Origin of the sequence: Pseudoalteromonas distincta (assembly GCF_005877035.1) — a bacterium.
In the GTDB taxonomy this organism is placed as follows: domain Bacteria; phylum Pseudomonadota; class Gammaproteobacteria; order Enterobacterales; family Alteromonadaceae; genus Pseudoalteromonas; species Pseudoalteromonas distincta.
Genome location: NZ_CP040558.1, coordinates 1,471,827 through 1,497,576 on the forward strand (window position 1 = coordinate 1,471,827; position 25,750 = coordinate 1,497,576).

28 protein-coding genes and 1 pseudogene are annotated in these 25,750 nt (G+C 37.2%); 19 read left to right on the plus strand and 10 right to left on the minus strand.

The window, feature by feature from the left end:
• Complete coding sequence (locus FFU37_RS06505; protein ID WP_138489027.1) at positions 1-771, plus strand: SDR family oxidoreductase; 771 nt, start codon at positions 1-3, stop codon at positions 769-771.
• Positions 772-1,020: 249 nt separating this feature from the next.
• On the opposite strand, the gene FFU37_RS20375 is transcribed toward FFU37_RS06505, so the two are convergent.
• The gene (locus FFU37_RS20375; RefSeq protein ID WP_336432871.1) at positions 1,021-1,203 is read right to left on the minus strand and encodes a phage integrase N-terminal SAM-like domain-containing protein; all 183 of its coding nucleotides are present in this window, start codon (positions 1,201-1,203) and stop codon (positions 1,021-1,023) included.
• A gap of 243 nt (positions 1,204-1,446) precedes the next feature.
• On the opposite strand from FFU37_RS20375, the gene FFU37_RS06515 reads away from it, so the two are divergent.
• The 10 genes and pseudogenes from FFU37_RS06515 to FFU37_RS06565 all read left to right on the plus strand — a co-directional run bounded on the left by FFU37_RS06515 (position 1,447) and on the right by FFU37_RS06565 (position 9,151).
• A complete protein-coding gene (locus tag FFU37_RS06515) occupies positions 1,447-2,028 on the plus strand; it encodes a hypothetical protein (RefSeq protein ID WP_138489028.1) in 582 nt (193 codons plus the stop codon).
• 165 nt (positions 2,029-2,193) lie between these two features.
• Complete coding sequence (locus FFU37_RS06520; protein ID WP_138489029.1) at positions 2,194-2,466, plus strand: hypothetical protein; 273 nt, start codon at positions 2,194-2,196, stop codon at positions 2,464-2,466.
• Between the two features lie 966 nt (positions 2,467-3,432).
• A pseudogene (locus FFU37_RS20555) lies at positions 3,433-3,712 on the plus strand (hypothetical protein); the annotation flags it as partial.
• 227 nt (positions 3,713-3,939) lie between these two features.
• A complete protein-coding gene (locus tag FFU37_RS06535; protein WP_101163871.1) occupies positions 3,940-4,176 on the plus strand; it encodes a hypothetical protein in 237 nt (78 codons plus the stop codon).
• A gap of 181 nt (positions 4,177-4,357) precedes the next feature.
• On the plus strand, positions 4,358-5,332 hold the full coding sequence (locus FFU37_RS06540; protein ID WP_138489031.1) for a transposase: 975 nt from the start codon (positions 4,358-4,360) through the stop codon (positions 5,330-5,332).
• A gap of 404 nt (positions 5,333-5,736) precedes the next feature.
• Positions 5,737-6,900, plus strand: a complete 1,164-nt coding sequence (locus tag FFU37_RS06545) for a hypothetical protein (protein ID WP_138489032.1) — start codon at positions 5,737-5,739, stop codon at positions 6,898-6,900.
• 84 nt (positions 6,901-6,984) lie between these two features.
• A complete protein-coding gene (locus FFU37_RS06550; RefSeq protein ID WP_138489033.1) occupies positions 6,985-7,779 on the plus strand; it encodes a hypothetical protein in 795 nt (264 codons plus the stop codon).
• Positions 7,776-7,976 carry a hypothetical protein gene (locus FFU37_RS06555; RefSeq protein WP_138489034.1) on the plus strand — a complete coding sequence of 67 codons (201 nt, stop codon included), beginning with the start codon at positions 7,776-7,778 and terminating at the stop codon, positions 7,974-7,976. The genes FFU37_RS06550 and FFU37_RS06555 overlap by 4 nt, the downstream gene beginning before the upstream one ends.
• A 215-nt stretch (positions 7,977-8,191) precedes the next feature.
• Positions 8,192-8,569 carry a hypothetical protein gene (locus FFU37_RS06560; protein WP_138489035.1) on the plus strand — a complete coding sequence of 126 codons (378 nt, stop codon included), beginning with the start codon at positions 8,192-8,194 and terminating at the stop codon, positions 8,567-8,569.
• A 156-nt stretch (positions 8,570-8,725) separates the two neighbouring features.
• Positions 8,726-9,151, plus strand: a complete 426-nt coding sequence (locus FFU37_RS06565; RefSeq protein WP_138489036.1) for a retropepsin-like aspartic protease — start codon at positions 8,726-8,728, stop codon at positions 9,149-9,151.
• Between the two features lie 116 nt (positions 9,152-9,267).
• Here the strand turns inward: FFU37_RS06565 and FFU37_RS06570 are convergent, their stop codons facing one another.
• Positions 9,268-10,302: a methionine synthase gene (locus FFU37_RS06570; RefSeq protein ID WP_138489037.1), complete on the minus strand. Its 1,035-nt coding sequence runs from the start codon at positions 10,300-10,302 to the stop codon at positions 9,268-9,270.
• Positions 10,303-10,380: 78 nt separating this feature from the next.
• On the minus strand, positions 10,381-11,358 hold the full coding sequence (locus tag FFU37_RS06575) for a DUF1852 domain-containing protein (RefSeq protein WP_024604410.1): 978 nt from the start codon (positions 11,356-11,358) through the stop codon (positions 10,381-10,383).
• Positions 11,359-11,970: 612 nt separating this feature from the next.
• Here FFU37_RS06575 and FFU37_RS06580 point away from each other — a divergent pair.
• The 4 genes from FFU37_RS06580 to FFU37_RS06595 all read left to right on the plus strand — a co-directional run bounded on the left by FFU37_RS06580 (position 11,971) and on the right by FFU37_RS06595 (position 15,364).
• Positions 11,971-12,720, plus strand: a complete 750-nt coding sequence (locus FFU37_RS06580; RefSeq protein WP_138489038.1) for a spermidine synthase — start codon at positions 11,971-11,973, stop codon at positions 12,718-12,720.
• A gap of 136 nt (positions 12,721-12,856) precedes the next feature.
• Positions 12,857-13,870, plus strand: a complete 1,014-nt coding sequence (locus FFU37_RS06585; protein WP_138489039.1) for a DUF5924 family protein — start codon at positions 12,857-12,859, stop codon at positions 13,868-13,870.
• A 72-nt stretch (positions 13,871-13,942) separates the two neighbouring features.
• Positions 13,943-14,179, plus strand: a complete 237-nt coding sequence (locus FFU37_RS06590; protein WP_138489040.1) for a hypothetical protein — start codon at positions 13,943-13,945, stop codon at positions 14,177-14,179.
• Between the two features lie 381 nt (positions 14,180-14,560).
• Positions 14,561-15,364, plus strand: a complete 804-nt coding sequence (locus tag FFU37_RS06595; RefSeq protein WP_138489041.1) for a hypothetical protein — start codon at positions 14,561-14,563, stop codon at positions 15,362-15,364.
• A gap of 287 nt (positions 15,365-15,651) precedes the next feature.
• Here FFU37_RS06595 and FFU37_RS06600 read toward each other — a convergent pair whose 3' ends face one another.
• Positions 15,652-15,957, minus strand: a complete 306-nt coding sequence (locus FFU37_RS06600; protein WP_039487815.1) for a hypothetical protein — start codon at positions 15,955-15,957, stop codon at positions 15,652-15,654.
• A gap of 7 nt (positions 15,958-15,964) precedes the next feature.
• Positions 15,965-16,993, minus strand: a complete 1,029-nt coding sequence (locus tag FFU37_RS06605) for a YHYH protein (RefSeq protein ID WP_138489042.1) — start codon at positions 16,991-16,993, stop codon at positions 15,965-15,967.
• 254 nt (positions 16,994-17,247) lie between these two features.
• On the opposite strand from FFU37_RS06605, the gene FFU37_RS06610 reads away from it, so the two are divergent.
• From FFU37_RS06610 to FFU37_RS06620, 3 genes are all read left to right on the plus strand, one after another.
• The gene (locus tag FFU37_RS06610; RefSeq protein WP_007377135.1) at positions 17,248-17,907 is read left to right on the plus strand and encodes an NADPH-dependent FMN reductase; all 660 of its coding nucleotides are present in this window, start codon (positions 17,248-17,250) and stop codon (positions 17,905-17,907) included.
• A gap of 267 nt (positions 17,908-18,174) precedes the next feature.
• Positions 18,175-18,624 (plus strand): hypothetical protein, encoded by a 450-nt coding sequence (locus FFU37_RS06615; RefSeq protein WP_138489043.1) that lies wholly within the window; start codon positions 18,175-18,177, stop codon positions 18,622-18,624.
• A 464-nt stretch (positions 18,625-19,088) separates the two neighbouring features.
• A complete protein-coding gene (locus tag FFU37_RS06620) occupies positions 19,089-20,906 on the plus strand; it encodes a protein kinase domain-containing protein (protein WP_138489044.1) in 1,818 nt (605 codons plus the stop codon).
• Positions 20,907-21,011: 105 nt separating this feature from the next.
• Here the strand turns inward: FFU37_RS06620 and FFU37_RS06625 are convergent, their stop codons facing one another.
• On the minus strand, positions 21,012-21,542 hold the full coding sequence (locus FFU37_RS06625; protein ID WP_138489045.1) for a hypothetical protein: 531 nt from the start codon (positions 21,540-21,542) through the stop codon (positions 21,012-21,014).
• A gap of 13 nt (positions 21,543-21,555) precedes the next feature.
• A complete protein-coding gene (locus FFU37_RS06630; protein ID WP_138489046.1) occupies positions 21,556-22,560 on the minus strand; it encodes a YHYH protein in 1,005 nt (334 codons plus the stop codon).
• A gap of 206 nt (positions 22,561-22,766) precedes the next feature.
• On the opposite strand from FFU37_RS06630, the gene FFU37_RS06635 reads away from it, so the two are divergent.
• Positions 22,767-23,198 carry a DUF3859 domain-containing protein gene (locus tag FFU37_RS06635; protein WP_138489047.1) on the plus strand — a complete coding sequence of 144 codons (432 nt, stop codon included), beginning with the start codon at positions 22,767-22,769 and terminating at the stop codon, positions 23,196-23,198.
• A 98-nt stretch (positions 23,199-23,296) separates the two neighbouring features.
• Here FFU37_RS06635 and FFU37_RS06640 read toward each other — a convergent pair whose 3' ends face one another.
• From FFU37_RS06640 to acuR, 3 genes are all read right to left on the minus strand, one after another.
• The gene (locus FFU37_RS06640; RefSeq protein ID WP_002960902.1) at positions 23,297-23,713 is read right to left on the minus strand and encodes a VF530 family protein; all 417 of its coding nucleotides are present in this window, start codon (positions 23,711-23,713) and stop codon (positions 23,297-23,299) included.
• A gap of 72 nt (positions 23,714-23,785) precedes the next feature.
• On the minus strand, positions 23,786-24,778 hold the full coding sequence (gene acuI, locus FFU37_RS06645) for an acrylyl-CoA reductase (NADPH) (protein ID WP_138489048.1): 993 nt from the start codon (positions 24,776-24,778) through the stop codon (positions 23,786-23,788).
• Positions 24,779-24,827: 49 nt separating this feature from the next.
• Positions 24,828-25,463 (minus strand): acrylate utilization transcriptional regulator AcuR, encoded by a 636-nt coding sequence (gene acuR, locus FFU37_RS06650; protein WP_138489049.1) that lies wholly within the window; start codon positions 25,461-25,463, stop codon positions 24,828-24,830.
• Positions 25,464-25,750 lie beyond the last annotated feature (287 nt).

Below are 25,750 nucleotides of genomic sequence, written 5' to 3' on the forward strand. Positions count from 1 at the left end.
GTGGAAATTAAAAATAACACGGTAGTAATAACCGGTGGCGCACAAGGCTTAGGCTTTGCAATGGCGCAAAAGTTTGCACTTATGGGTGCCAACATTGCTTTAATAGATATGGCACAAGACTTATTAAACACAGCATGCGAGCAATTAACGCAGCTTGAAGGTGTAACTAGCAATATTAAAGGTTATGCCGCAAACGTAACAAATGAGAGCGAAGTAGAAAACGTATTTAATACCATCAACAGCGATTTTGGTCACATTGGTGTGCTAATAAACAACGCCGGTATTTTACGCGACGGCATGTTTATAAAGGCTAAAGACGGCAAAGTCGTTAAAAAAATGTCTCTTGATCAATTTCAATCAGTGATTGATGTAAACCTAACCGGTGTGTTTTTAGCAGGGCGGGAAGCTGCAAGCCACATGATTGAATCAGGCAAAGGCGGCGTTATAGTTAATATGTCGAGCGTAGCGCGCGCAGGTAACATAGGCCAAACAAATTACGCGGCATCAAAAGCAGGTGTAGTGGCACTTACCACCACATGGGCTAAAGAACTTGGTCGATTTGGTATACGTGTAGGCGCTATTGCACCAGGTGTAATAAGTACCGCCATGACCGACGCCATGAAGCCTGAAGCCAAACAACGTATGCTTGCAGTAACGCCAGTAGGGCGCTTAGGCGAAAGCGACGAAATTGCGCATACTGCACAATACATAATCGAAAACGACTTTTTTACCGGTCGTGTTGTTGAAATAGACGGCGGTATTCGTTTGTAAAACAAGCGGGATTAAGATTGATTTAAAAAGCATGGCGTTTGTGGGCTGTGCTTTTTTGTTTTAAATCGGGGAGTTTATAATCTTGAAAAAGGGCTGATAACGGCGTTGGCATTTTGTTGTGAAATTAGTTGCTCGTTTGCTCTTAATAAAACCTAATGAGAGTGGCTTTTTAATCACTTTTTTAAATAAAAAAGCTCAACGCATTTAAGGCTTGTGTTTGAGTGTTAGTAGCAACATTTTGTTGGTTGACTAAACGAGTTTAAAAAAGCTAAAAAAAAGTTCGACCTCATTATGTCCCATCGTTTTTGGGTGCCTCATAGAGTTAAATCGAATAAACGAAGCTATCCAGTATAAATACGCTTTAATGGTACTTTTAGCATAACGCTTTAGGTACATTTGTTCGGCTATCATAGTTAAAAAAGATGATTTCATGATATGAATCTCTAGTAAAAGTTAACTGTATATATAGACAGTGCTTGTTGTTTTGTCCAATATTACTGATCTCCACCATTTCGGTGCATTTGTGCATTGATTAAAAATAATTTCCAGTTAACTAATTGTTTACAGGTGTTTATTTGATGGTTAAGATAAATGCATTGTAATATATGGACATTTGTCGGTTTATAAAACAACAAATGTCGTAGACAAAATTGTTAGGCATACAAGGAGAGTCCGGTGGCGCTAAATAATTATCTCGCTTTAATCGATTGGACTATTGTAGTTGCGTTATTAGCAGTACTTGTTAGCTTGCTTACTAAGCGAGACCAGCGACGACTACAGAGAGAATCAATTGATTTACAAAAGTCACAATCTAAGCTTGCTGAAAAACAGCTAGAGCTAATTGAAGGCGAAGAAAAAATTAAACAAAGCACAATTGAATTACAAAAAGCACAAGCCAAATTATCTCAGAGACAACTCGAATCATTTGAAAAAGAAGAAGCTTTAAAATTAAAAGCGTTTGTCCGTTTGGATCTAAGAAAAACAGACAATAGAAGCTATAAATTCTTTTTATCAAATAATAGCCATCAACAAGCTAAAGATGTTTCATTTAATCTAGATATACCTACTAAATATTCAAGTCCACTTATAGGCAGTGAAATCGAAGAGAAATTACCTATATCTGTTCTTGGAACGGGAAGTGATGTTTCATTTATAGCAGCGCTTTGTGATGACACTCCTTTAGGTTTTAATGCTACAGTTTTTTGGACAAATCCAGATGGTTCTCAAGATAAGTCGGAAGTCTACGTTTCTGCGTAAATGTATGCCTAACAAGGGTTTTCAAGTCGGACAAATTACAGTTGGCTGTTGTTCGTACCTCACACATTTTAGCCAACTATAATTTGCCGCTTAAAACGGCGTTATACGTTTCGTGGAATTTAAAAATTAGTTTTCTATTCCACCTGATTTCTAGAGAATATTTATATGAGCGATACAGAATCAAAAAAGAACATAACTGATTTTGATGATAAGTGGTTTACGGTATTTTTAGTTCCTTTTATTATTGTTTTTCCTAAGTATAGCTCTATCTTTCCAGAGAATTTTTCCAGTATTGCGGCAGCAGGCATTTTAGGTGCTTTTGGAGGCCTTCTTGGTATTGGTACATATCTGTTGGTAAAGAGTAAGCCCATATGGGTAAAAGTGGTTGCTTTAGTAATGTTATTGCTTCCTACATTTTATTTTTTACAGTTTGTGTAAATTGTTTCTTTAAGTCTTAAGTTCTTAAAGTAGGAGGCGTAGGTGGTAAAAATTTCGTATAACAAGGTGGTCAACCCGACAGCCAAACGCTACGCTTTTTGGTTCCCGCCTATTGGCGGCTGCGGCTTACCACGGCGTTGGTATGACTCCCACTGTCGAGTGTAAGGATGGACAAATGAACATAAATGCAACTTTTGCAGGTCAAATCATATTTATTAATTTCTTAGTTATGCTGTATTTAACTTTGAAATTTGCCAAAGGAAAATCCGACAACTTACCACTTGTAGGGTTTTATACTTTCCTATTAAGTTTCCTTTTCTTTCCTGCTAGCTGGTTGTATTGCTGGTACTGGTCAAAAAAGAAGCCTAAAGTAGTAAGTGAGTTATAACAAGCTAATTGCCCATTATTAGGGCGTTAGTTTTAATTCATAGGAGGTATTTTGAGTAGCGATATAGAGTTAATTGTAAATGCAGTTGAAAGCCTAAGAGCTAATGCTTTTAAAGACTACTTGTTGCCAATCGGAAGTGTCTTAATTACAGATGCATTGGGTGCTTAAAATTATAATCAACTTAATGTCCGACCTTAAACACTTGTTCGGAAAACCTCTTGATTTTAATGATCTACGTGAAATACTTGGTGAGGCTCAAATGGTTCAATTATCTGATTTAACGTAAAAGTTATAGCATTAACTGATGATTTATTAATTGAAGTAAGTTGTTTTCTTCTTGGATTTTCAGAATTGATGAAAGAAAAAGTAGATAAGACAGCTATCAAAAAGTTTGGGACAATAATATCTTTTTCATTGCCTGATAATAAGACTGCAAAAAAACCTGATGTCTAGAGTAATAGATTTGAATTTTGCTATTGCTGCAAATTTGCATAACTGCACAGAATGATGATTAGGATGACACCCATCCTAATCATCAGGTAAAAAGCCAACAAAAACAGTATGAAGAGTGCATTATTATAAATAATGAATCACGCAAAAAGCTGAGCTATGTAAACAAAATGAAAGTAAAAATAGACAGCCCAATCGGGCTACGATAGCTGTTTATTAAAGAATGGCAAACGACTTGGCTGTATCAAACCGGCTCTCCTTTAAATATAAAGCGGAATATTACGGTGAATAAAGGCATGAATAAACTGACCTTACGGGGTCAAGCGAAAGTAAATGCCTTTACTTTATTGTGTAGCAACTGTATGCCTTATTCATAATATTGAAAAGCTGCAAAAGACGATGCATTAAGAAGGGTAAGCCCTCATACTCTAAATAAAAGCCACTCAAACACCCGTAATCTCTTCCAAAAGGCCAATTAAAACAACACCAAATTCCCACTTTATATTCTGCGTAAAATTACAGTAATCAATTGAACCAAAATAGGAACTCCGCTATGGTTTGTTTATCAATAAAAACAAATTTAAAAACGAGTTAATCTACAGGCTCGTTAGGTGTTTCTCAAGTTTGGAGTTCAAATGGGATTTAAGTTTTGGATTGTTAGAGCATTAAAAGTATTTCTTGGAGTAGCAGCCTTACTTTTTATAGTTGAGTTGCTTAAACAGCATTCAGTACAAGAAGCATTAATTTTTGCTTTTATTTGGTCTTCAATAACAACAGCAGTATTCATATGTTCAAGACTATATCAATCACGTAAAGGTGTAGAGTGTGCTTTGTGTAATGATATTCCAGACAAAAGTGATAAAAACACCTAACAACACGCCCTGAGGTGGACGACTAGTAAAATTTAGCTATTAACTGCAAATTTTAAAAGTGGTGAGCCTCTGCGTTTTAAGGCCGCTAAACAGAATTAACAGTGACACCCATCCTAAATTTTGCACTTTATGGAGTTAGAGGTTAGCCTTTATTTAGTGCAAAAAACAAGCAGGGTGTCTTATGGCAATTGCAAGAAAGCGTCAAATAAGTCTGGTTGATACAAAATATTACCATTGTATTTCGCGTTGCGTACGTCGTGCATTTTTATGTGGCGAAGACCGTTTTACATGTCAATCTTACGAGCATCGACGAGGTTGGGTTGAAGATAAGTTACTTATGCTCGCAAAAATATTTTGTATTGATGTATGTGCTTATGCCGTCATGAGTAATCACACCCATTTGGTACTATATGTAGATGATAAGAAAGCAAACAGGCTGAATGATAAAGCGATTGTTATTCGCTGGCATAAACTCTGTAAAGGCACATTGTTAACGCAAAAATATGTACAAGGTGAAAAGCTAAGTAAAGTTGAACTTATCATTTTTAATCAAACAGTAAAGCAATACCGCGAACGCTTATCAAGTATCAGCTGGTTTATGCGGCTATTAAATGAAGACATTGCCCGCAGAGCAAATAAAGAAGATAACTGCACGGGTAGATTTTGGGAGGGTAGATTCAAATCGCAAGCATTACTAGATGAAGCAGCACTTGCAGCTTGTATGGCCTATGTCGATTTAAATCCCATTAGGGCTAAAATGGCTAACACACCAGAAGAGTCAGACCATACCAGTGTACAAAATCGCTTAACATGCACGGCAGAAGGTAAACAACCTAAGCAGTTACTACGTTTTGCAGGCATGCCACGTCAGATTATGCCTAAAGGGCTGCCGTTTGAGCTTAAATCGTACCTTGAACTTGTTGAGCTAACAGGGCGAATAATACGAGAGAATAAACGCGGGTATATTGATAACATGAACCTTCTTTTGCTAGAAAGGCTTAATATATCCCCAGATAACTGGCTAAAACTCACTACGCAATTTACGCGCGTATTTCATGGTGCAGTAGGCAGACCCACTTCACAAGCAAGTTACTGTGAAAATTTAAAGCGTAAACGGCGATCAAATATTAGCAATTGCGAAAAGCTACTCGCATAAATTAAAACAGTTCAGTAAAAGTTAAAAATGCCATTACGGAGTTATTTTCATGCGTGTAATTTGGGTTTAAAAATGTAATGACTTATTTAATAGATGAAATGAAAGCGACCCAGTAATAAAAGGTTAATTATGAACCTGAAGAGCTAATTTTGTGGCACAGTTTTGTTTGTTCAATTAAAGTGGCTGTCTGGTTAGGTCGGTATTAGCTCGCTATGTTTTATAAAGAACTTACTTAAAAGGCGTATTAAAGCTTTGTGTCTTACGGCTGTGTATTTGAATTTTCCAAAGAAGATGGATGGGTAATCATTGTTGCGTCTAGTTAATTGGTTTTTTGAAAACCTTAAGTATTTATATGTTTTGAGTGTTTGCAATTATGCATGCTCTTTTTATTTAAAGAGGGAATTTTGGCTAATTCAATTATATTAAAATCACTATTAGAAACGATTAAATGGCTACTCATTTGGCTAACTGTAGCAGGGCCTGTGCTAGGTGTTTTAAGTCAAGGCTTGATTTTTGATACAAGTGATGGGCTTGATATTTTATTAATTCTTGCGCTTTTGATGTTTCAACATCGATTAAAATTTGATGAACATAATAATCAAATTGATGTAAATTGTGCTGCTTATTTTTTTAAGAAAAAAATCTTCACGTTTAATCACCATACCATTGACACTAACACGATTAAAACAATTTCATGCCAAGATAATAAAGCCATTAGTGTGATTGATATTAATTACACCTCAGCAGATGGCAAGCTTAGTACCTACACGTTTAGGTGTTTTAAGCAATCTAAACAAGCGCAGCTAGTAGTGAATAAGCTTTCAACCGTTGAGCGTGTTTATACTGCTAAACCTGAAGAGGCCGAGGCTGAAAAAACAAACTCAGCAACAGTAAACAAATTTTCAAAAATATTCCCACAAAATACTATTTTAGGTAACACTGAGGCTAAAAATAATATTCCTATACTTAGATGTGCGCTACCGCTCCCTAATAGTAAGAAAAATTTAGTTCATTTCATCGTGTTGTGTTTTGCTTTGCTTACGCTATTTATTGCGTTTTCATCACAAAATTGGAAACCCTCTTTTGCATTTTTAATAATAACTTATGCAAGTTATTATTTTGCTAGAATTATTATTTGTAATAAATACTATTTTATAAAAACAGCGCCCTTAAGCTCCATAATAATAGATGATGATGAACTTTATTTACCCGCGTTATTATTCACTGATAAAACACCGCGCACACTAACTAAGCAGGATATTATTAGCATTGAGGCTAAATGGAATTACGATCACGACTCAGTTGAAGGCTCGATTGGCAGAACTTCAAAAAGGTCGCATTTAATCTCACTTGTATTTAATACAACAAAGGGGCAGAGTATCCCACTGTCTCATTGGAGTGTTGATAGTAAAACACTTGTGTTTTCATTATTAAAATATAAATATCCAGTATCGTTAGACAGAACAAGTCAAATGGTTTACCCATTTAAACTTCACGTGGGGCTATTCGTTTTTTTGTTTATACTCATTCTACTTGTTATGAGCCTACCAAAAATTATATCTACTTAATGTAAAGGTATTTTAGGCGCTGATAACAGCTCAATACAGCGTGGTTATGTCGCTTTTTAACAGCTAAATTTTAAGGATGAAATTTTGAAAAATATAGTTAAATTAATAATTATTCTCACTGCAAATTTATGTGGTTATGCACACGCACAAAATAACCTAACACTTAATTATCAAGTCACTAAAGAATTAAATCATTTCGCAGACATTAAAATAAAAGTCACCGATAACTACCTTCGTACAGACTATATTTTGCCAAATAAAACATTTACAGAAATGACTATTAAAGATGATGGACAATATATTTTAGATCATCAAAAAAATATCGCATACAGATTAGATTATACCGTAAATAAAGAAAATAGTGATAAAGCTTTAACGGGTATGCTGCAACACGCCCCAGGATTTACCAAAGAGCAAATTTATGAAATGAGCTTAGATCCTAAAAACGACCCTAATAACTATATTGCTTATGAAAAGGAAGGAGAAAACTTATTTAAAGGGTATTTTGATGGTGAAAAAGTCCAGACAGTTAAAACACTTACATTCCCAAATCAGTTTTTATCATCTACTGAATATACTTGGCTTTTAAAACGAGCAAGAGAGGATACTTATTTTGGAAAAGCATTTGTTGGTTTTTTAGATGTGCCTTTAATTGACTTTATACGTAAATTTAAGTACGACACAAATGAAATGCCGACGGAAATCACACTGCATAATGAAGGGAAAACCATTTTTTTAAAGGCTGTAAGTAAAAGTGTGCTAGATGAAGGTGACCTCAAAATAACAACGCAGTTTACGGTTAAAGATATAACTCATGAATCAATTCAATTTTTGAAGAATTTGACGGATTTCGCTAGAGAAAAAGGAGTAATAGAATGAAAAAAATCACTGTGTTAATTATTTCGTCTTTAATAGCTTTACTCATACTGAGTTATGGGCTGTTTGCGATGACTCTTGACACTGAGTCTAGTTCAATAATCAACTATATCTGTATAGGAGGTGGGTTTATTTTCTGTATGATTATCGCCATATTTGTTGTGAAAGAAGGTCTAAATAATCAGAATATTCCTGAATAACCCTTTGAGTTCAACGCTTGTTTATCTTGGATTAACCTTTAGCAAATGCAGCTTTTTAGGTGGTGAATTAGTACTTTAATGTTTAAAAGTATTAAAGTTAATAACGATAACTAGGGACTGTTGAACTTTTCGAATTAAAATTTATTCAAACTAAGCAAATAACAAAACGAGTTAATCTATAGGCTCGTTAGGTAACAGGTCAGGCGGGTCATTTTATGGATAGAGTAGTGATTTTTGTTTTGTGCATTTGTTTATTTATAGCTGGTGCAACCCACATATTTGATAATTTATACTATGGATTTTTACCTTATAAATTTGCTCCCGAATGGATTAATTTTTATTGGACAGTATTGGCTGTTATAGATATTGTTGCTGTTTATTTATTAGTTAAACATCGTAACGTTGGCTTGATGTTGACACTGATCATAATGTTTAGCGATGTTGCAATCAATTCATTTGCATTTTATTCCTTAAGTATTGTTTCAGATAGTTTTGCATTACAACTTCAAACATTATTCTTAGGTTTTTGCATAGGTTCGTCTATCTGGTTATGGCAACCGAATACCAAGGCTACAGTGATAAATGTTACCTAACAAAAAGCCTTGAGGTGGGCCATTAGTAAAATTTAGCTTCTAATTGCAAATTTTACTAATGGTGAGCCTCTGCGCTTTAAAGCTGCTAAATACATCGATTCATCGTAGGGTGTATTCGTTTTCCAACACCTAAATAAAATCTAACAAGGAACGTATATGAATTTATCTGAAGGCAAAACTGTAATTGAGTTTGAAATATCAGAAACAGGCCACCAAATTGTTGAAGCTAAAATTAACGGTAAATTGTTACGTTTTATTTTAGATACTGGCGCTGGGACATCTGTTTTAGACAGGGGATGCCTAAGTGAGTTAGGCATTGAAGAAAAACTCAATGTTGAGAATGCAGCAGGCTTGGGCACTTCGGATCACGCTATGGGAGATATAGAAGTTCATTCAATTGAGTTTGGAAATGCCTTGTTTGAAAGTCCTGACTTTGTGTCACTTAATCTTGACCATGTACAGGTGGCGGGTGGTGAAAAGGGAGTACATGGCTTGTTAGGCTCTCCCTTTTTTACTCAATACCAAGCAGTTATCGATTTTTCAAAAAATAGGTTAGCGCTTTTTAATAAAAAAATTAAATAACTAACCTAAACTTTGTTCTTTAGTCGGTTTTAGCTAAAGCACCATGTTTATGGATTTTACTATGGCATGGTGCGACAGCTGTTATTGTTTACAATTTGTATTTCAAAGCTACTTTTCTAGTTCTTTTTTAATAACTCTTTTCTTATAATTTCAGCTCCAGCGCTCAAGGCATTTAGTTTACCTCTGGCTATATGGTGAGGTAGTGGAGCCATGCCGCAGTTGGTACACGGGTAGAGCTTGTCGGCATCTACAAATTGCAGTGCTTTACGTAGAGTATTAGCTACTTCTTCTGGCGTTTCGATAGTGTGATTTGCTACATCAATTGCGCCTACCATTACTTTTTTACCGCGAATTAGTTCTAGTAAATCCATTGGTACATGGGAGTTATGGCACTCTAGTGAGATAATATCGATATTAGATTGCTGAAGCTTAGGGAATGCTTCTTCGTACTGTCGCCATTCGCTTCCTAGTGTTTTTTTCCAATCTGTATTGGCTTTAATGCCGTAGCCATAGCAAATATGCACGGCGGTTTCGCATTTAAGCCCTTCAATTGCGCGCTCTAAACAGGCGATTCCCCAGTCGTTCACTTCGTCAAAAAATACGTTAAACGCGGGCTCATCAAATTGAATAATATCAACGCCTGCGGCTTCTAACTCTTTTGCTTCTTGATTAAGAATGATGGCAAATTCCCACGCTAGTTTTTCGCGGCTTTTATAATGATCGTCATAAAGCGTGTCAATCATGGTCATAGGGCCTGGTAGTGCCCATTTTATTGGTTGATTGGTTTGCTTGCGTAAAAATTTAGCGTCTTCAACAAACACAGACTTTTGACGGCTAACAGGGCCAACAACTGTAGGTACACTTGCGTCGTATCGGTCACGAATTTTTACTGTTTTACGTTTTTCAAAGTCAACACCGTTTAGGTGCTCTATAAATGTAGTGACAAAATGCTGCCTTGTTTGCTCGCCATCGCTAACAATATCAATACCTGCTTGTTGTTGGTCGAATAATGACAAGCGTAGGGCGTCGTGTTTTCCTTGGGTTAATTCATCACCTTGTAATTTCCAAGGTGACCAAAGTGTTTCTGGCTCTGCAAGCCATAAAGGCTTAGGTAAACTGCCAGCGGTAGATGTAGGTAGTAATTTTTTCATAATAAATAATGCCGTATATTTTAGTTAATTATTAAACGTATCGTTAAGCGCGTTATTACTGGTTGTTGCTATTAGTTGTTATGACAGATAGCTAGTAGAGAATTGCTCAAGAACTCTTTGGTACGGCTTGATAAAATGCTCTTGCGCAAACTTGCCTTGCTCATTTGCTAACTTGCCGCGCTCTTCTCGGTCATACACAATTTGCGTTAGTGAGTGGTCCAAGTTTTTTAAGTTTGGTTTATATGATTTACCCGCTGTTGCGTTGGCATTATAAATCTCTGGTCTGTAGATTTTTTGAAACGTTTCCATCGTACTAATGGTGCTTATAAGCTCAAGATTGCTGTAATCATTAAGTAAATCACCAAAGAAAAACAATGCTAAAGGCGCTGCACTATTTGGCGGCATAAAGTAACGTACCTGCAAGCCCATTTTTTTGAAGTATTGCTCAGTTAAAGACGATTCATTTGGTTCGTATTCAACGCCAAGTACCGGGTGTTGGTTTTCGGTGCGGTTGTAGGTTTTGTTATCTGACACACTTAGGCATATAACCGGCGGTTTTTTAAAGTTTTGCTTATATGTATCCGAATTTACGAATGACTGAAATAGCTTGCCATGTAAAACCCCAAAGTCATCAGGAATACTAAATTGAGACTTGCCTTTATTGTGCTCTTGTAGGAGTACGCTAAAGTCGTAGTCGCGCACATACGATGAAAAGTTGTTTCCTACAATGCCTTCAATGCGTTTATTTGTTTTATGATCAACAATATTTGTTTTTAATATTTCGATAGAGGGGAAGCTTTCGCCGCCGTCTTCAATACCTATCTCAACAGAGATAATTTCAAGCTCAACAGCATAACGCTCACCTTTGGTGTTATCCCAGTGGGCTAGGGCGTTAAAACGGTTGTTAATCATGTTTAAGGCGTTACGCAAGTTTGCTTTGCGGTATTCACCTCTGGCTAAATTAGCAAAGTTGGTTGTGATACGTGTATTAGTTGATGGATGATAATTTTCGTCGAGTGAAACGCTCTTAATATTAAATGTAAAATCTTTTTTCATCGTGTTTATATCCAATTTTATAATTTAAACCTGATTGATGCTCTGCGCTCTATTAGCCTTGCAACTTACTTAGCTGGCTTAGGTATTCAGCAGCTTTAAGTTGTTAAATAGTGTTTAGCGCTAAGGGATGAGTAATTTATACGTTGATTGCTATATGAAGAAAAACGGTTTAATTTCACATAAAACATGAGTCATATTCATTAATCATTATTGTTAAATTCGATTACGTAGTAATTGACGAAAAAAAGGCATAAATCGATAAAAACAAAGGATAGATGTTTAGCCGTTTAGACTTCTTTTATTTGAGTGTGCACTTTATTCATGTTGAACATGAGGAATATTCAAAGGGGTTTTTTATTGCTATAACAGTACATTAGCCAAATTTTTAGTATGTTTCGTCGTTGTTTATACTAAAATTCATCACTGGATAAGTTTTAATTAGCTATAAAAGCAGATACTTCAGCTCATCTAACCTAAATGATAAACCGACTTTTTTGAGTACGTATATAAATGCTTGTAAATTAATAAAAGCGTTATTAGCCATATTAGTAGCAATGGCAGTGCGTTAACTAAGTTATACTCGTTTTTCATCACCTCACCTATTGAGTATTCGTGGATATCAAAGGCACTTGTATTGCATCAACTATTGATGAGCATGGCCCTGTTTATGTATATCAAACAAAAAAGAATCTAATTCTCAGCTTTGACGGAAAAATTTATCAAAGCTGTATTAAATTAAATAATATTAACGGGTTAAGCTTAGCTTATACGCAAGCTATGATGGCTGCGCTTTTTTTTATACCCAATTTAAAAACCGCGATGATAATGGGACTTGGGGCGGGCTCTATAGCAAAAAGTCTTTATCATGCGTTTCCCGCACTGACTATACATACCGTTGAATACCGAAAAGCCGTTGCTGATATGGCTATAAAATATTTTGAACTGCCTGTTTCAGAACGTTTGTTTATTCACATTGATGATGCGGCAAACTACATGAAAAACACGCAGATAAAAACGGACGTTATTTTTTCTGATTTATATAGCTCAGAAGGGATGGAATCAGATCAGGTGGAATCATCCTACTTACGCGATTGTAAAAATGCGCTCACTTTTGATGGTGTTTTAGTACTTAATATTTGCCATACCAAAGTTGGGCAGAGGGAAGCGTTCGATCAACTTCTTGAGAAAGAATTTGCAGGACAGATTTTTAGTTTTATTATTGAAGGCGGTAATAAAATTGTGTTCGCTTTTAACAATAAAATGCCAGTACTTAGTGAGGATGAATTACTTGCTAAGGCTCACACGTTACAAAAATTAATAAACGTACCAATGACGCGCTATGCTGGGCTTTTATTTAATTAAAAATGGTTAGTTTGATGTACTGTTAAATGGCGCGTTTAAATCCATCCGTCTATCTGTTGTTCATTTAAACTTGGTTAAACTAATCATACTCTGAATAAAAATAATAAAGTACATACCCGTACGGAAACACTCATACATGGATTACTGTAAAAATATAATCGCTAAATTTATAAGCGCGATGCAAAAGCGACCTGGATTGTTGGCTGTGTTGGCATTTTTGTCGGGCGTTGCTAGTTTTGCACTTGTAGATAGAAAAGAGTCTTTTTCGCAAGTTATTGCGATATTTTTGCTTATTAGTTGGTTGTGGCTAATTATTGATAATTGGTTACGTGACAAAGTAGAAGAAAAGTTTGGTGTGGCTGTATCTCCTAATGTAATGCGTTTTGCTCTGCAAATGGTGCAACAAGAAAGTCTATTTTTTGCTTTGCCGTTTTTTTTAGCGGTTACGCAGTGGGATCATCCTCAAGCATTTTTTACCTCTCTCATTGTGTTATGTGCGGTTATATCGGTAATCGACCCCTTTTATTATAAGAAGCTTGCTAAAAACCGTACGTTATTTAGTGTGTTTCATAACTTTGCTTTATTCGTTGTTTTACTTGTTACCTTACCTATTTTGTTAAACCTTACAACGAGCCAAAGTTTAGCTGCAGCCCTTGTAACGGCTGTAGTGGTTACTCTTCCGAGTTTAAACAATTTAATGCCTAATGCGCGCTGGTGGCGTTTTCCTATTCTAGTATTGATTTTATGTGCTTTGAGCACTGCTGTGTGGCAATTAAGAAGCTATGTGCCTCCTGCAGCGCTGCGATTAACCGATATTACGTTAGCTCATGAAGTTGATTTACAGCATAAAAAGCCAGTTGGGAGTATTAAACAGTTAGACTCCTATACATTGCATCATCAAGGTTTATATAGTTGGACCGCTGTTAAAGCACCAAGAGGTTTAAATGAAAAAATATTTCATGTGTGGCTTCATAATAAAAAAGAAGTTGATCGGATCACGTTAAATATAAACGGCGGGAGAGAGCTTGGTTATAGAGCATGGACACACAAGGTCAATTTTCCTAGCGACTCTGTTGGTAAGTGGCAAGTAAAAGTAGTCACCGAATCAGGCCAGTTAATAGGTTTAACGAAATTTACTGTTACACCTTAATTAACTAAGCCGGCTGTATTTTAAACACATAGCTGATATAGTTTTTGTATTCCAAACTAATGGACATAGTTAATGAGTATTGCATTTGAGATTTTTATTTGGCTAATAGTTGATACTGGCTTGAGCTTTTTATTTTACTCGACCGGTTGGCTACTATTAAAAGTGGTTACGTTTGGGCAATATAATAGCGAGTTTAAGGGTTTTGCATCTTATAAAGCGAGTAAAGCTAGAAGAGTCGACTTAATCTTTTTACTCGGTTTTGGTTTTTATGTTGCACTCATTGCCGTTATGGCTTATTTAAGTCATTAAATTTGCTAATAAATTAGGTTAAGAATAAGCAGGCTATTGAGTTGTTGCTGCTTATGTTTGTCCCGTTACCGCACTTTTTTACACTTTCTACTTATAGCTTTCCTGTTTTTGCAATAGGGAACACCTCACCGTGAGTACTATAACTATCATTTTAGCTATTAAATTAAGTACCTGCTAGAGCATTGCTCGGTGCGTATATAGCTTTGGTTTGCTGGTTAAAACCCGAGCTAATTGCAACTTGTAGTTTATGGGTAATACTTAGTAAATACTTAAAATCTAATAAATAAAACAATATATATGCATCTATTTATTGCGCTAACACGTTTTATAACAATACTATGCGCGACTTTTTACCATTTATGATGGTTTTGGACTTAATAAATGACTCACTATTTAAAATATGTATTTGTTATTACGACTCTCGCGGGAGTAAATACAGCTTACGCACAAGCAAAAACACAAGAACACTATCAAGAGCTTGAAGTGGGCGTAGGCGGAAATATTAAGCATACCCATACTGACGTAAATTATAAAAATAAAGAGTTTGATTTACATATTCACCCATTATGGGAGAGCCGATATGTTACCGAAGGTCGAGATAACCTTGCCGGTAATGGTATTGCATCAATTGCTACTGAGGTTAACTATAAAAACTTTGCGGTGATCCCTTGGGCGGCAAAAGGTATTAGTAGTGATTATTCAGAGCTTAATTTAAATGCTATTTATACCGCTCACTTATCTGAGCGGATAGAGATGTATGTAGGCTATAACTATATTAAAGCTCGCGAAGATGGCATTGATGCTCACGATAATGAGCTAAGCCTCGACATTGCGTATTTTTATGCGGACGATATTCAGTTATTAAGTAGTGTTTATCATTCATTTGATGCCAGCGGTACATTTTTGGAGATGGCAGTAAAAAAAGATTTTTATATTAACGATTTACTATCAGTAGATATTCAATCAGGCGTGGGGTTTAATACGGGGTATGTTAGTGATGGGCACAACGGAGTAAACAATGTTAAGTTTACTGCAAACTTGTCGTATCAGCTTTTTAATCAGTTAGCCCTATACACATATACAAGCTATAGCATTGCAGTTAATAAAGATGAAAAACGCTTTGCAGGTGACGAGACACTTCGAAATATATTTTGGGGTGGTGTAGGGCTAAGTTATCAATACTAATCGTAACGGTTTAAATTAATTAGGTGCAGTAAATTTACTGCACCTAATACCAATTCGCAATAATACTTAATCATTTTGCGGGGCTAAACTTGTCGCTACCTGAGTTAAAAAAATTCTCATTTACGACTGCATAGATGCAGAAGGTAGAGCAATGCAGGAGCAATTGCCGAGAACAACCAAATCGCGTTTTTTTGCCTAGCTATCATCACGTTTTTCTACCCTCAAAATAGATCACTTAATTAAGCGAATTGGTATAATACAAAACCCACAACTCTTAACTCTTAAAACTACTTATGCTGCTTATTTTGATGTTCGTGGCTATCATTGCTGTTATTCGTTTTACTTTCTTTGTTATCAACTTTTTGAATGGGTTGATTACGAACACACATTAAGTCATCAGCCATATATTGGCAGCTTCCTATATATAAGTCGTTATGCCCACCCTGATACTGACACGATTGTGACTTTTGCTTTTCAAAGCATGCTTTCACTGCTATTTGATTTAGTGGCTGAGAATGTGCTGCCGCATAAACACTTAAAAGTAATAATGAAGGAGCAAGTAAAACAAACAGTGACTTATATTTAATAGTCATAATTTTCTCAATGCTTTGGTGGTGGTTTATTGCCTGGCGGCGGGCCACCAGCTGCTCTTACTGACTCACCATGAAGGCAGCCAATAAACAAATTTTCGCTCGGGCTGGCAGCATGATAATGATAGCCTCTGGTTTCATCTGTTATACCACGGCATTCGTCGAGTGACTCTTCATTGCCTTGTGCATCTTTCATTGCGTAAATACCGTAACCGTCAACGGCATAACCTATTAAAGGGGCGTGTCCGTCAGTACTTGGAGCTGAATTGGTACATCCGGTTGTTGAATGATAGTGATAACCTTGGTGCAGGTTAATATGCCCACCGCAGTCGTCAAATGCTGCAATTGTATAACTGCCCAAAATAGCATTTATAGGTGCAGGGCCTGAAAGTTCAGTACCATCAAGCGCTAAGCCCACGGTATGTAAACGGCTGGATTTTTGACTCACTATTGGTGTAGTTGGAATTAAATACGTAAGCGAAAAATTATCTTCTAAATAGGATAGCTCGCATTCAATACAATTTTGTTTGTATTGTTCTTCTACATCTGGGCGTGCAGCACCTGAGCAAGATTCTTTTGTTGCTGTATAACGAACTTTATTTGTTTTTGCGTCATACAATACCCATTTTTCATCGCCGTAGTATTCATCTAACTTAAGAATAAAGTCGCCAGTTAAGTCGACTAGCTCTCCTTTACCTTGTTTATCAAACCAAGTACCTGATACATCAGCTCCGTCTGTAGTGCTGCGAGGGCAAAATGGGCCAGGGTCTCTGCCTGCAGGTGCACCTGATGTAGTAAACTCATAACAGGTTGTTTTAGTACCTTGCTGGGTTTCACAATCAACAATTTTAGGCTCTGTAATAAAAGCCTCTTGTTTGAACATAGATAGCTTTATTGATTGATTTGCTTTTTGCGCCTCACTAAGTGAGCTACTGACTTGCTCGGTATTTTTGTTAGTAGATGAGTCGTTGCAACCACTTAGAGTTAAAGCTGTTGCGGTAACAATGATTGCACATGCGCTATAATTTTTTAAGCCCATTACTTGTATCCTTTTCGGTATAGGTTTTGGCGTAGTTATACTGTGGCATATTACTGGCCAATTGTGTAAAAAGTATGCAAGCGAGAGAATTTAACACACGATAAAATATGTTTAACGGCGCGGTTGTTGCTAAATTTCAGTTTTAAATTTAATTATTATTGTGCTTTGAATCAATAAACAATGCGTATGTGTAATACACAATTACTAAAAAATGTTAGTGTTTAGCTATCGTTTAAAAAAGTTGAGAATTACATATGAAGTTTTTAGTATTTTTAGGCACAGTACGCGATAGCACTCCACCAAAACCAGCTCGCTTAGGCTTAAGGGTTTCTAGGGCTTGTATAGAATGCTTAACAGAGCATTTTGGCGATCATGAGTTTGAGCTAATTGATGCGTTGGACTTTCCTAGCGAAAACGTATTTAAACCGCACTTTGCATACGCTAAAAGTAATGCACCTACAGAGCTCACTCTATTAGCTGATAAAATTAAAGCCGCAGATGGATATATAATGATTAGCCCTGAGTACAATCACAGCATGAGTCCAGCTCTCGCTGACTTACTTAATCATTTTGGTAGCTCACTATTTTCGTATAAACCAAGTGCAATAGTTACTTACTCAGCAGGACAGTGGGGTGGTGTAAGAGCGGCCATTAGTATGCGCACGTTTTTATCTGAACTTGGCTGTTTGCCGGTATCGGCTATGATCCACGTACCAAAAGCGCAAGATGTGTTTAGTGAGGATGGCAAACCTGTTGCAGGAGAGAGTCAATCATCGTGGTTTAATTATTTCTCACGCACGTTTGGCCAACTAATATGGTGGGCGCAGGCTGCTAAAGAGCATACCGAGGTGGTTGACCCACAAAGTTTGCTAAAAAGCTTTAAAACAGATCCTTCTCAGCGCAATGCGCCTTAATATCCGCTAATTAATTGTTTGGATTGATTATAGAAACATAGCTGCATATAGTGGTATCATTAACGCTACATATTTTTAATAATGCATAATACCAATTCGCAATAATAGTTAATCAATTTAAGGGATTAAATCGCTAACTGCATTAAAAATTTCTGATATAGAACAACTCAATAACGAAATTTTTGCTGTGTTCTCAACACGATTCTCTTGTCTCAAAATAGATCACTGAATTATGCGAATTGGTGTAAGAAACAAGGAAATTGTGTCTTGAAATATCTAGCCTTACTAAGTGTGCTAACGCTTAGTGCATGTAGTTCTGTTCCCCATAAAATTGAAATGAGCCAAAGTACGGCAGCAAATATGAACCTTATCGCTTTAACTGAGCAAAGTGCACCAAAGGGTGTTGCTGGCACTTACCAGTTTCATATTAAAGCGGCGGGGGCTCAGGGGAGTTGGTTGTATTTAAATACAGAAACTGATTATCGCGACAGGCGTTCTATTACGATATCAATACAGCCTAATGTGGTAGCAGAGCTTCAAAGTAAATACGGACAACCAGCAGACACCTTTTTTATTGATAAAACAATAGAAGTAACAGGCGAAGCTAAACGAGTAACTATCGATTTTATGAGCCGTGGTAGAGCCACTAATAAATATTATTATCAAACGCACATAGATGTGTCATCACTTAAGCAGCTTCGTTTTATTGAAAGTTAGCAAAAAGCAATGCACTGTATTTATATACAGTGCATTGTAAAAGCTTACTTTGAGCTTTAACGTTTACACTTAAATTTACTGCTATGGCGCTACTTTAGCGCTGTTTTATTCCACGATTTCAAAACTCTTATTTAACCTATTGTAATCTCATTACATAAAACTAATAATTAGGGCGTGTTGATCTTTGGTGGGTGAATTTGCAGCAGTATGTTTGGTATTTAGGCAAGGCGGAGCCTATGTAGTGTGGTTATTCCCCATGAATAGGCGATAACGCAGCATAAATACCAAACATGCGCTGCCCTTTGGGTTCTTTCTAGGGACGATTAACTCTTTGTTGCTCGGTTTTAACTTAGCCCACTAGGTTACAAACCTCGCGCCGCGATTTAATCTTCCTTGGATTGAACAAATTTCAATCCACAAAGATCAACACGCCCTAGTTAGTTTTATAAATTTGAGTACCTGTATTGAAAGCCAAAGAAATCCGCAACTTTTATATCAACGAAGAGCAATCTGTTTATTTGCTTTCGCACCGCGATGCTAAAAAACACCGCCAGTGGCTTAATATTTGTATTAAGCAGCTAACACTGCTGGGCTACAAAAACGTTGAAATGATTGGCTCGGGTGCTTTTGGTTTTGTGTTTGCAGGTGATGACGATAACGGCTTACCTTGGGTATTTAAGTTTTCGCGTATTACACTTGCCCAAAGTATACGCGACCGCCTAGAAGACGAAGCGTATATGCTTTCGCAAATTAATAACCCCTTAGTGCCTACCTTTTATGCATTTGAGCGAATTAAAAAACAAGGGATTTTAATGATGGCTCGCGCCATTGGAGAGGACCTTGAAAAAGTATCGCTTAAAACAGGGCGCTTTAGTGCCGCGCAAATAATGGCGCTAGCTGTTAGGTTACGTAATGTATTAATTGATTTACGTAGCCACAAAAATGGCGTTAGCCCACAACCTATAGTGCATGGCGATATAAAACCTTCAAATCTTGTTTGGGATGCAAACACTGATGCGCTTTCGTTAGTGGATTGGGGCAGCTCTGTGTATGCACAGCTCGATAGTGATGGTAACCCTGTTGCCAGTAACTTTATGGATTTAATGTCGGGTGATTTAAGCACAACGAATGCTCGTATGGGCGATGTATATTTTATTGGTGAAGCGCAAATGTCGGGGGAGCAATCATCCCCACGATTTGACGAGCAAGGTGTAGCCGCTACGTTGTATGCGCTAGCGTCGGCGCAGTCGTGCCGCTTTGGTGCGCAAGCCATCCCTGCAAGCAGCTTAGGGCTCCCCAAAGAACTGGCTAAGGTGATTGATGGCATGCTGTCAAAAAGTAAGGCCATACGTGATGGTGCTGGTGATTACTTTATGCGTAACATTACAACTATGGCCAAAATGTATTTACCTGAGCTTGATAAAAAACAAAAAAAAGCAGATATCCCTTTTTGGTATGGCAACGACGAGCAGCCCGACACGGTGGTATATAGTTCACGAAAACAGTTTTTACGCCAAGCCGATCATAACCAGCAATTACTAGATATAAACGACGCGCAACTTGACCGCTATTATAAAGAGTTTTTGTTTGATACAGGCGATACCGAAAAAGCATTTTTGGCATCAATAAGCCGATTAGCTAAGTACCCTGTAGTAGGTGGGCTTAGTTTTCATTGGAAAGATGAGTCAATGTTTGTTGAATCGTCTTTAATTATGCATGACGAATCATTGGGTGATGCGTTTAGTGATGCGATTAATAACACAGTGATGCTTGCGCAAGCGATTAATCAAAAAGGGTTATTTAAGTGTTGTTTGTTTGATGCCCGTAAAACCATTCAGTTAGAGCGAGATGGCACCGGTGCATTTAAGTTTGATAGCCTACCAGAGCTTGAATACGAAGTTGTAAGCATGAAAGCAAACGATATAACCCGCCCGCATTCATACTTTGAAGACGGTAAAGACCCTGACGAGCAACTACAGCTACCTAAAAAAGTTATTAAGTGCGTATTTGAGCTTAACCAAATTCATCATACGGGGTGTATTATTTTTGAAGCACTGCCGGACAGAATGAAGATTCATCATTACTACCGTTTACTCGATTCGAGCAAAGAGGTTGAGTTTAAACGTTTACTAAATAAACTTATGCAATACGCGGTAAATATTACGGACGTGGGTGTTGCGGGCTTTATGAAGTTGCCATATAAAAACACCCGTGAGTTTAGTTTATGTGAGCAGCAACAAGAGCATTACTTTCCTAAAAATCCCAAGCTTGTATCTTTATAGAAAGAACCCTTCACTAAAGAGTGTTAAATAAGAAGACAAAGATAAAAAGAGCACAAATTGGTTTAACTTGTACTCTTTGCCACTTAATTATTTAGGTAAGTATTACTAATTATTAAACACCTTACTAAAGGGCGACGTTGGTGATAGCTCAAATTGATGAGTTAGCTTTTGCGTTTTATTAGTCGCTGTAATTTGATAATGCTGCTTGTGCTCATTGTTACTAAATAGCTTAACGTTAAAGTTAACTTTGGTTAGTTTACTTGGCAAAGAGTAGCGCCCAGTAATGGTTACTTGATCTATATTGTCGCTTTTATGTTTATGTGACGCTTCTGGGTTTAGCAAAAGTCCGTCAATAGTAAATTTATACTGATGATCCGCTAAATAAACGTTCTTTTTAACTCGCTTAGTTATTAGTTTTTTATGAGCGTTAAACTCAATTATTGACACTTTGCCATCCTTGTTTTCATCAATCCCTTTAAAAGCCGACATAGGGATTGAAAGTACAATAAACACGTTATTATCAACAAAATTCAGCGTACCGTGATCTGCAACCATTAAATGCGCGTTTGCTAATGTTGATGTACTCAATAAGCCCAATGTGGTCACACTTAACAGATAATTTTTCATATAAGGCATAACTTACTCCTAATTAAACTTCGCCTTTAACGCAGCGTTGAAAAAACGGGTAAGTGTCTGTTGCGTAGTAGTGGTATATCCCATCAGGAAACTCAGGTGTTACGCCAACGCGGCCATTACATTCATCTAAATCACCAGAGCCTGCTACGTATTCCCAATCTTGTGCAAATGTACCTAATGGGTATATATCGGTAGAAGGGCGGTTTGCGCTTACAGATGTTATGTGTTGGTAGCTACCGGTCATTACGGTTAGCGCTGAAGTTGCATCATTTGAGTCTGAATAGCCGTAACGTGCATAAATAGGAAAGCCGTCTGCTGCCCAGCCTATTAGAGTCATAGTGGAGCTATTACCACCTCGCAGTATTACAAAGCCTTCAGGCATACCATGATAGTGATATGTGCCATCGGGTTGTACGTGTGCATTGTTGTCGTCTGTTCCAAAACTAAACGTGTCTTGGCTTAAGGCTTCTATGTTCCAATTACCGCTGTTGTCGCCTAAATCGCAATCGGTGCCAGAATCATCGCAACTACCGCCTGTGCCTGCGTCTATTTTAATGCCGTTAAGTACAACGCCTATCATTCCACGAGGACCCCCAAGCATGGTTGCTTGTGTTGTTTCTACAGGCTCAAGTGTGTAGCTTTCATTTACTGATTGTTCAGAAATAGTATTTGGGTTATCGGCATTAGGGAATGTACCTACTTCGTGATCAGGTATGCCATTAGCGACTAAGTCGCGTGTAGTTCCTGTACATGACCAATCTGCGGCGCTGGTGGCTTGTACTGATTCTGACTCGTTATATTCACTGTAGCTATATTCACAAAGCACGCCTTGGGTTGAGCTACTCGTACCTGTACCGTTATCTAAGGTGGTTGGTGATGAATCTGTAGTTGTTGAGGTATCAACTATGCCTTCTCCACCTCCGCAAGCAACTAACGATGAAACAACTAGAGCCAAGGTGCTTAGCTTTATAGCATTTACCCTATTTGAGTTTTTAATATTAAGTGCGTGTAGTTTCATTGCTGCTTACCTGATCAATTAAGTTACTTAAACAATAATCAGCAATTGTGCAAATAGTGTGTAAACAATGATGACAAATTAGCAATGATGTAAATAGGCGAAGTATTTAAGCTAAGTTGAGATTTAACTTTATTGGATTGTGTTTTATTTTAAAATTTCAAAAAGTTAAACTAATGCAAAAATAGCTAATATAAAAGGTTACCTTAATGGCTAAAACAAAACCTGTAGTGACGTTACAAAGTCACGGTATTTACTCTAAGTGGGACAGCGAAAGTAAAGCATTGCCACAAATAGAGCAATTTACAACAAATGTAATAGCTGAGGTAGATGTTGAGTTTGGCTTAATCGTAAATATTAAAAAGGGTAAAGGCGAAAAGCTTCACTATTGTATATACCATCCAGATATTCCAGACAGTGACGGTGATGTAATGGACCCCTTTGAAGGCGATGTATACGTTAAAAACAGTGATTGGAACTTTTATTTAGGCGACACGCTTTGGTTGCCAATAGAGAATAAATTGGGTGATTGGCGTATGACGATTGAGCTAAATGGGAAAATTATTGCTGATAAAACTTTTAAGGTGGCATTAGAGGTAGAGCGTACTGAAACAGATTTTTGGAAAAACCGAGGGTATTGATTTCTATTTGTTAGCTATATGGTGTGGATGTAATAAAAATTAATAAAAGAGAGTTGTAGAGCCATTTAAAATAGCTCTACAAAATTAAATTAGCGTGTTTAGTTACCCCAAGGGTTACTAGAATTAGAGCGTTGTTTACGATCGCGAGCACGTTGCTTTGATGCTTTTTTTTCCATAATACGTTTTGCATCACTAAAACTTAACTCACATGGCTCACCAGGTTTATGATCAGCTGGGATCACGCGATCACGTGGCGGTAATTCGTATTGCACATCATCAGGTCTAGGTAAGTTTTTTAGGCGATAAAGGTAAAAGTTATCTACTTTTTCTTGTGCCCATTGTGTTTTACGTAAAAATTTAACCGCTGACTTTATATCAGGATTGTTTTTAAAGCAGTTAAGTTGTAAATAAGCGTGTAGGAGCTCCCACCCGTATTGTTCAACCAGCTCTTCAACCACTTGTTCTAATTTAACGCCTTGCAGTGGATTATTACTGAAAAGTTCTTGGTTGCTCATAGGTGTTGCCTCGTTATTAAAATACAAATTGCATTATAAATTTAATAACGAGGCTTTAACAGAGTAAATAGCTTAACTTTGACAATTAACTACAACACGACCGCGAATTTTGCCTTGCATTAGTCGCTCTGCGTTATCAATGGCGTGTTCTAGTGAAATTTCAGTCGAAATTTTATCTAAGTAATCAGCGCTAACTAATTTTGCTAAACGATCCCACGCTTCAATTCTGTCGGCTTTAGGGCGCATTACGCTATCAATGCCTATAAGAGATACGCCACGTAATATAAATGGGGCAACTGAGGCAGATAAATCCATGCCTTGGGCAAGTCCGCAGGCGGTTACTACACCCCCATACTTTAGTGATGCACAAATATTGGCAAGTGTATGGCTACCTACTGAATCTATTGCCGCTGCAAAACGCTCTTTTTGTAAAGGCTTACCCGGATTTGAAAGCTCGTTTCTGTCAATTACCTGTTTAGCACCTAACTCTTTTAAATATTTACTTTGATCTAATCGACCCGTAGCTGCTGTTACGTTGTAGCCAAGCTGGTTTAATAAATAAATAGCAAAGCTGCCTACGCCACCATTGGCACCTGTTACCAGTATTTCGCCAGATTCAGGCGTAATGCCTTGTTTTTCCAGAGCTATAACACTTAGCATAGCGGTATAACCGGCTGTACCTATTTGCATCGCTTGTTTTGGAGAAATACCTGCAGGCAAGGGGATTAGCCAATCGCTATTAAGTGCCGCTTTTTGAGCAAGCCCGCCCCAATGTTTTTCGCCTACACCAAAGCCATTTAATATTACGTTATCGCCATTTTTAAATTCATCGCTGGTGGAATTTGTAACCGTACCCACTAAATCAATACCTGGCACCATAGGAAAACTGCGTACAACGGGGCCTTTCCCCGTAATTGCTAAACCATCTTTATAGTTAAGTGTGCTGTATAGCACGTCGATAGAGACGTTTTCGTTTGGTAAATCACTATTTTCGATAGTCGATAATGAGGCGCTGTAGTTATTATCTTCTTTATTAATAACAATGGCTTTAATTGGGTTACTCATGGGATATCCTTTTAGACCGATCGTCTTTTAATTGGTAAATAAAAACGCATTAGGTTAATAATGCGCGTAAAAACATTTCTGTATACAAAGTAAGTGGAGTATTTGATTTTGTGAGCTTGGCGCGCATAACCGCACCTTCCCAGCCAATCCAAAAGTACTCACTCATCAATTTTGTATTTACATGGTTTGCAATAGTGCCTTGTTGCTTAGCTTGGTTTAAGCAAACCTCTACATGGTTTTGCCAAGCGGTGTAGCTTTGCATTAATCTGGTTTTAAACTCATCACTTAAATGGTTAAGCTCTTGATTTAAGTTACCTACTAAACAGCCACGTTTGTAATCGTATTTTTTCATTCCTTTAATTGCGCTTTGGGTAAAATTAACGATTCGCTCAAGTGGGGGAACATTTTCTTGTTGCAGGTAGTGGGTAAGCTTGGCAATAAAGTAACTGTCGTATGCATCAACTAGGGCAATGCCGTAGGCTTCTTTACTTTTGAAGTAATGATAAAAAGAGCCTTTAGGTACAGCCGCTTTTTTTAAAATAGTATCGAGCCCCGTGGCGCTAAAGCCAAATTCAGTTAAGGTTTCTAGGCCCGTGCGAATAAGTAACGCTTTGGTATCGGCGTTCTCTCTGGCTATTTTAGGTGGGCGACCACGGCGTATTGGTGTTGATGTATTTTTGTTCATGTACGTATATTAGACCGATCGACTTTAAATAATCAAGTATAATATTTAATTGTTCAAAAAGAATGCAAATCGGGTGAATAAAAATAACTGAAATAAAAGTGTCACGATTACATTTTTGTTTGGAACTTAGTCAATATTAGTCGGTCACAAATAAAGCACATAAGTGCTTTTTAGCGATTATTGAGTCGCATTTTATTTAGCATAAAACCGGTCAAATTAAATGTTGTATGACCACTTACTTTTTTAAATGTTAATTCATTTTTGCATCAGCAGCTTAGTTAAAGTCA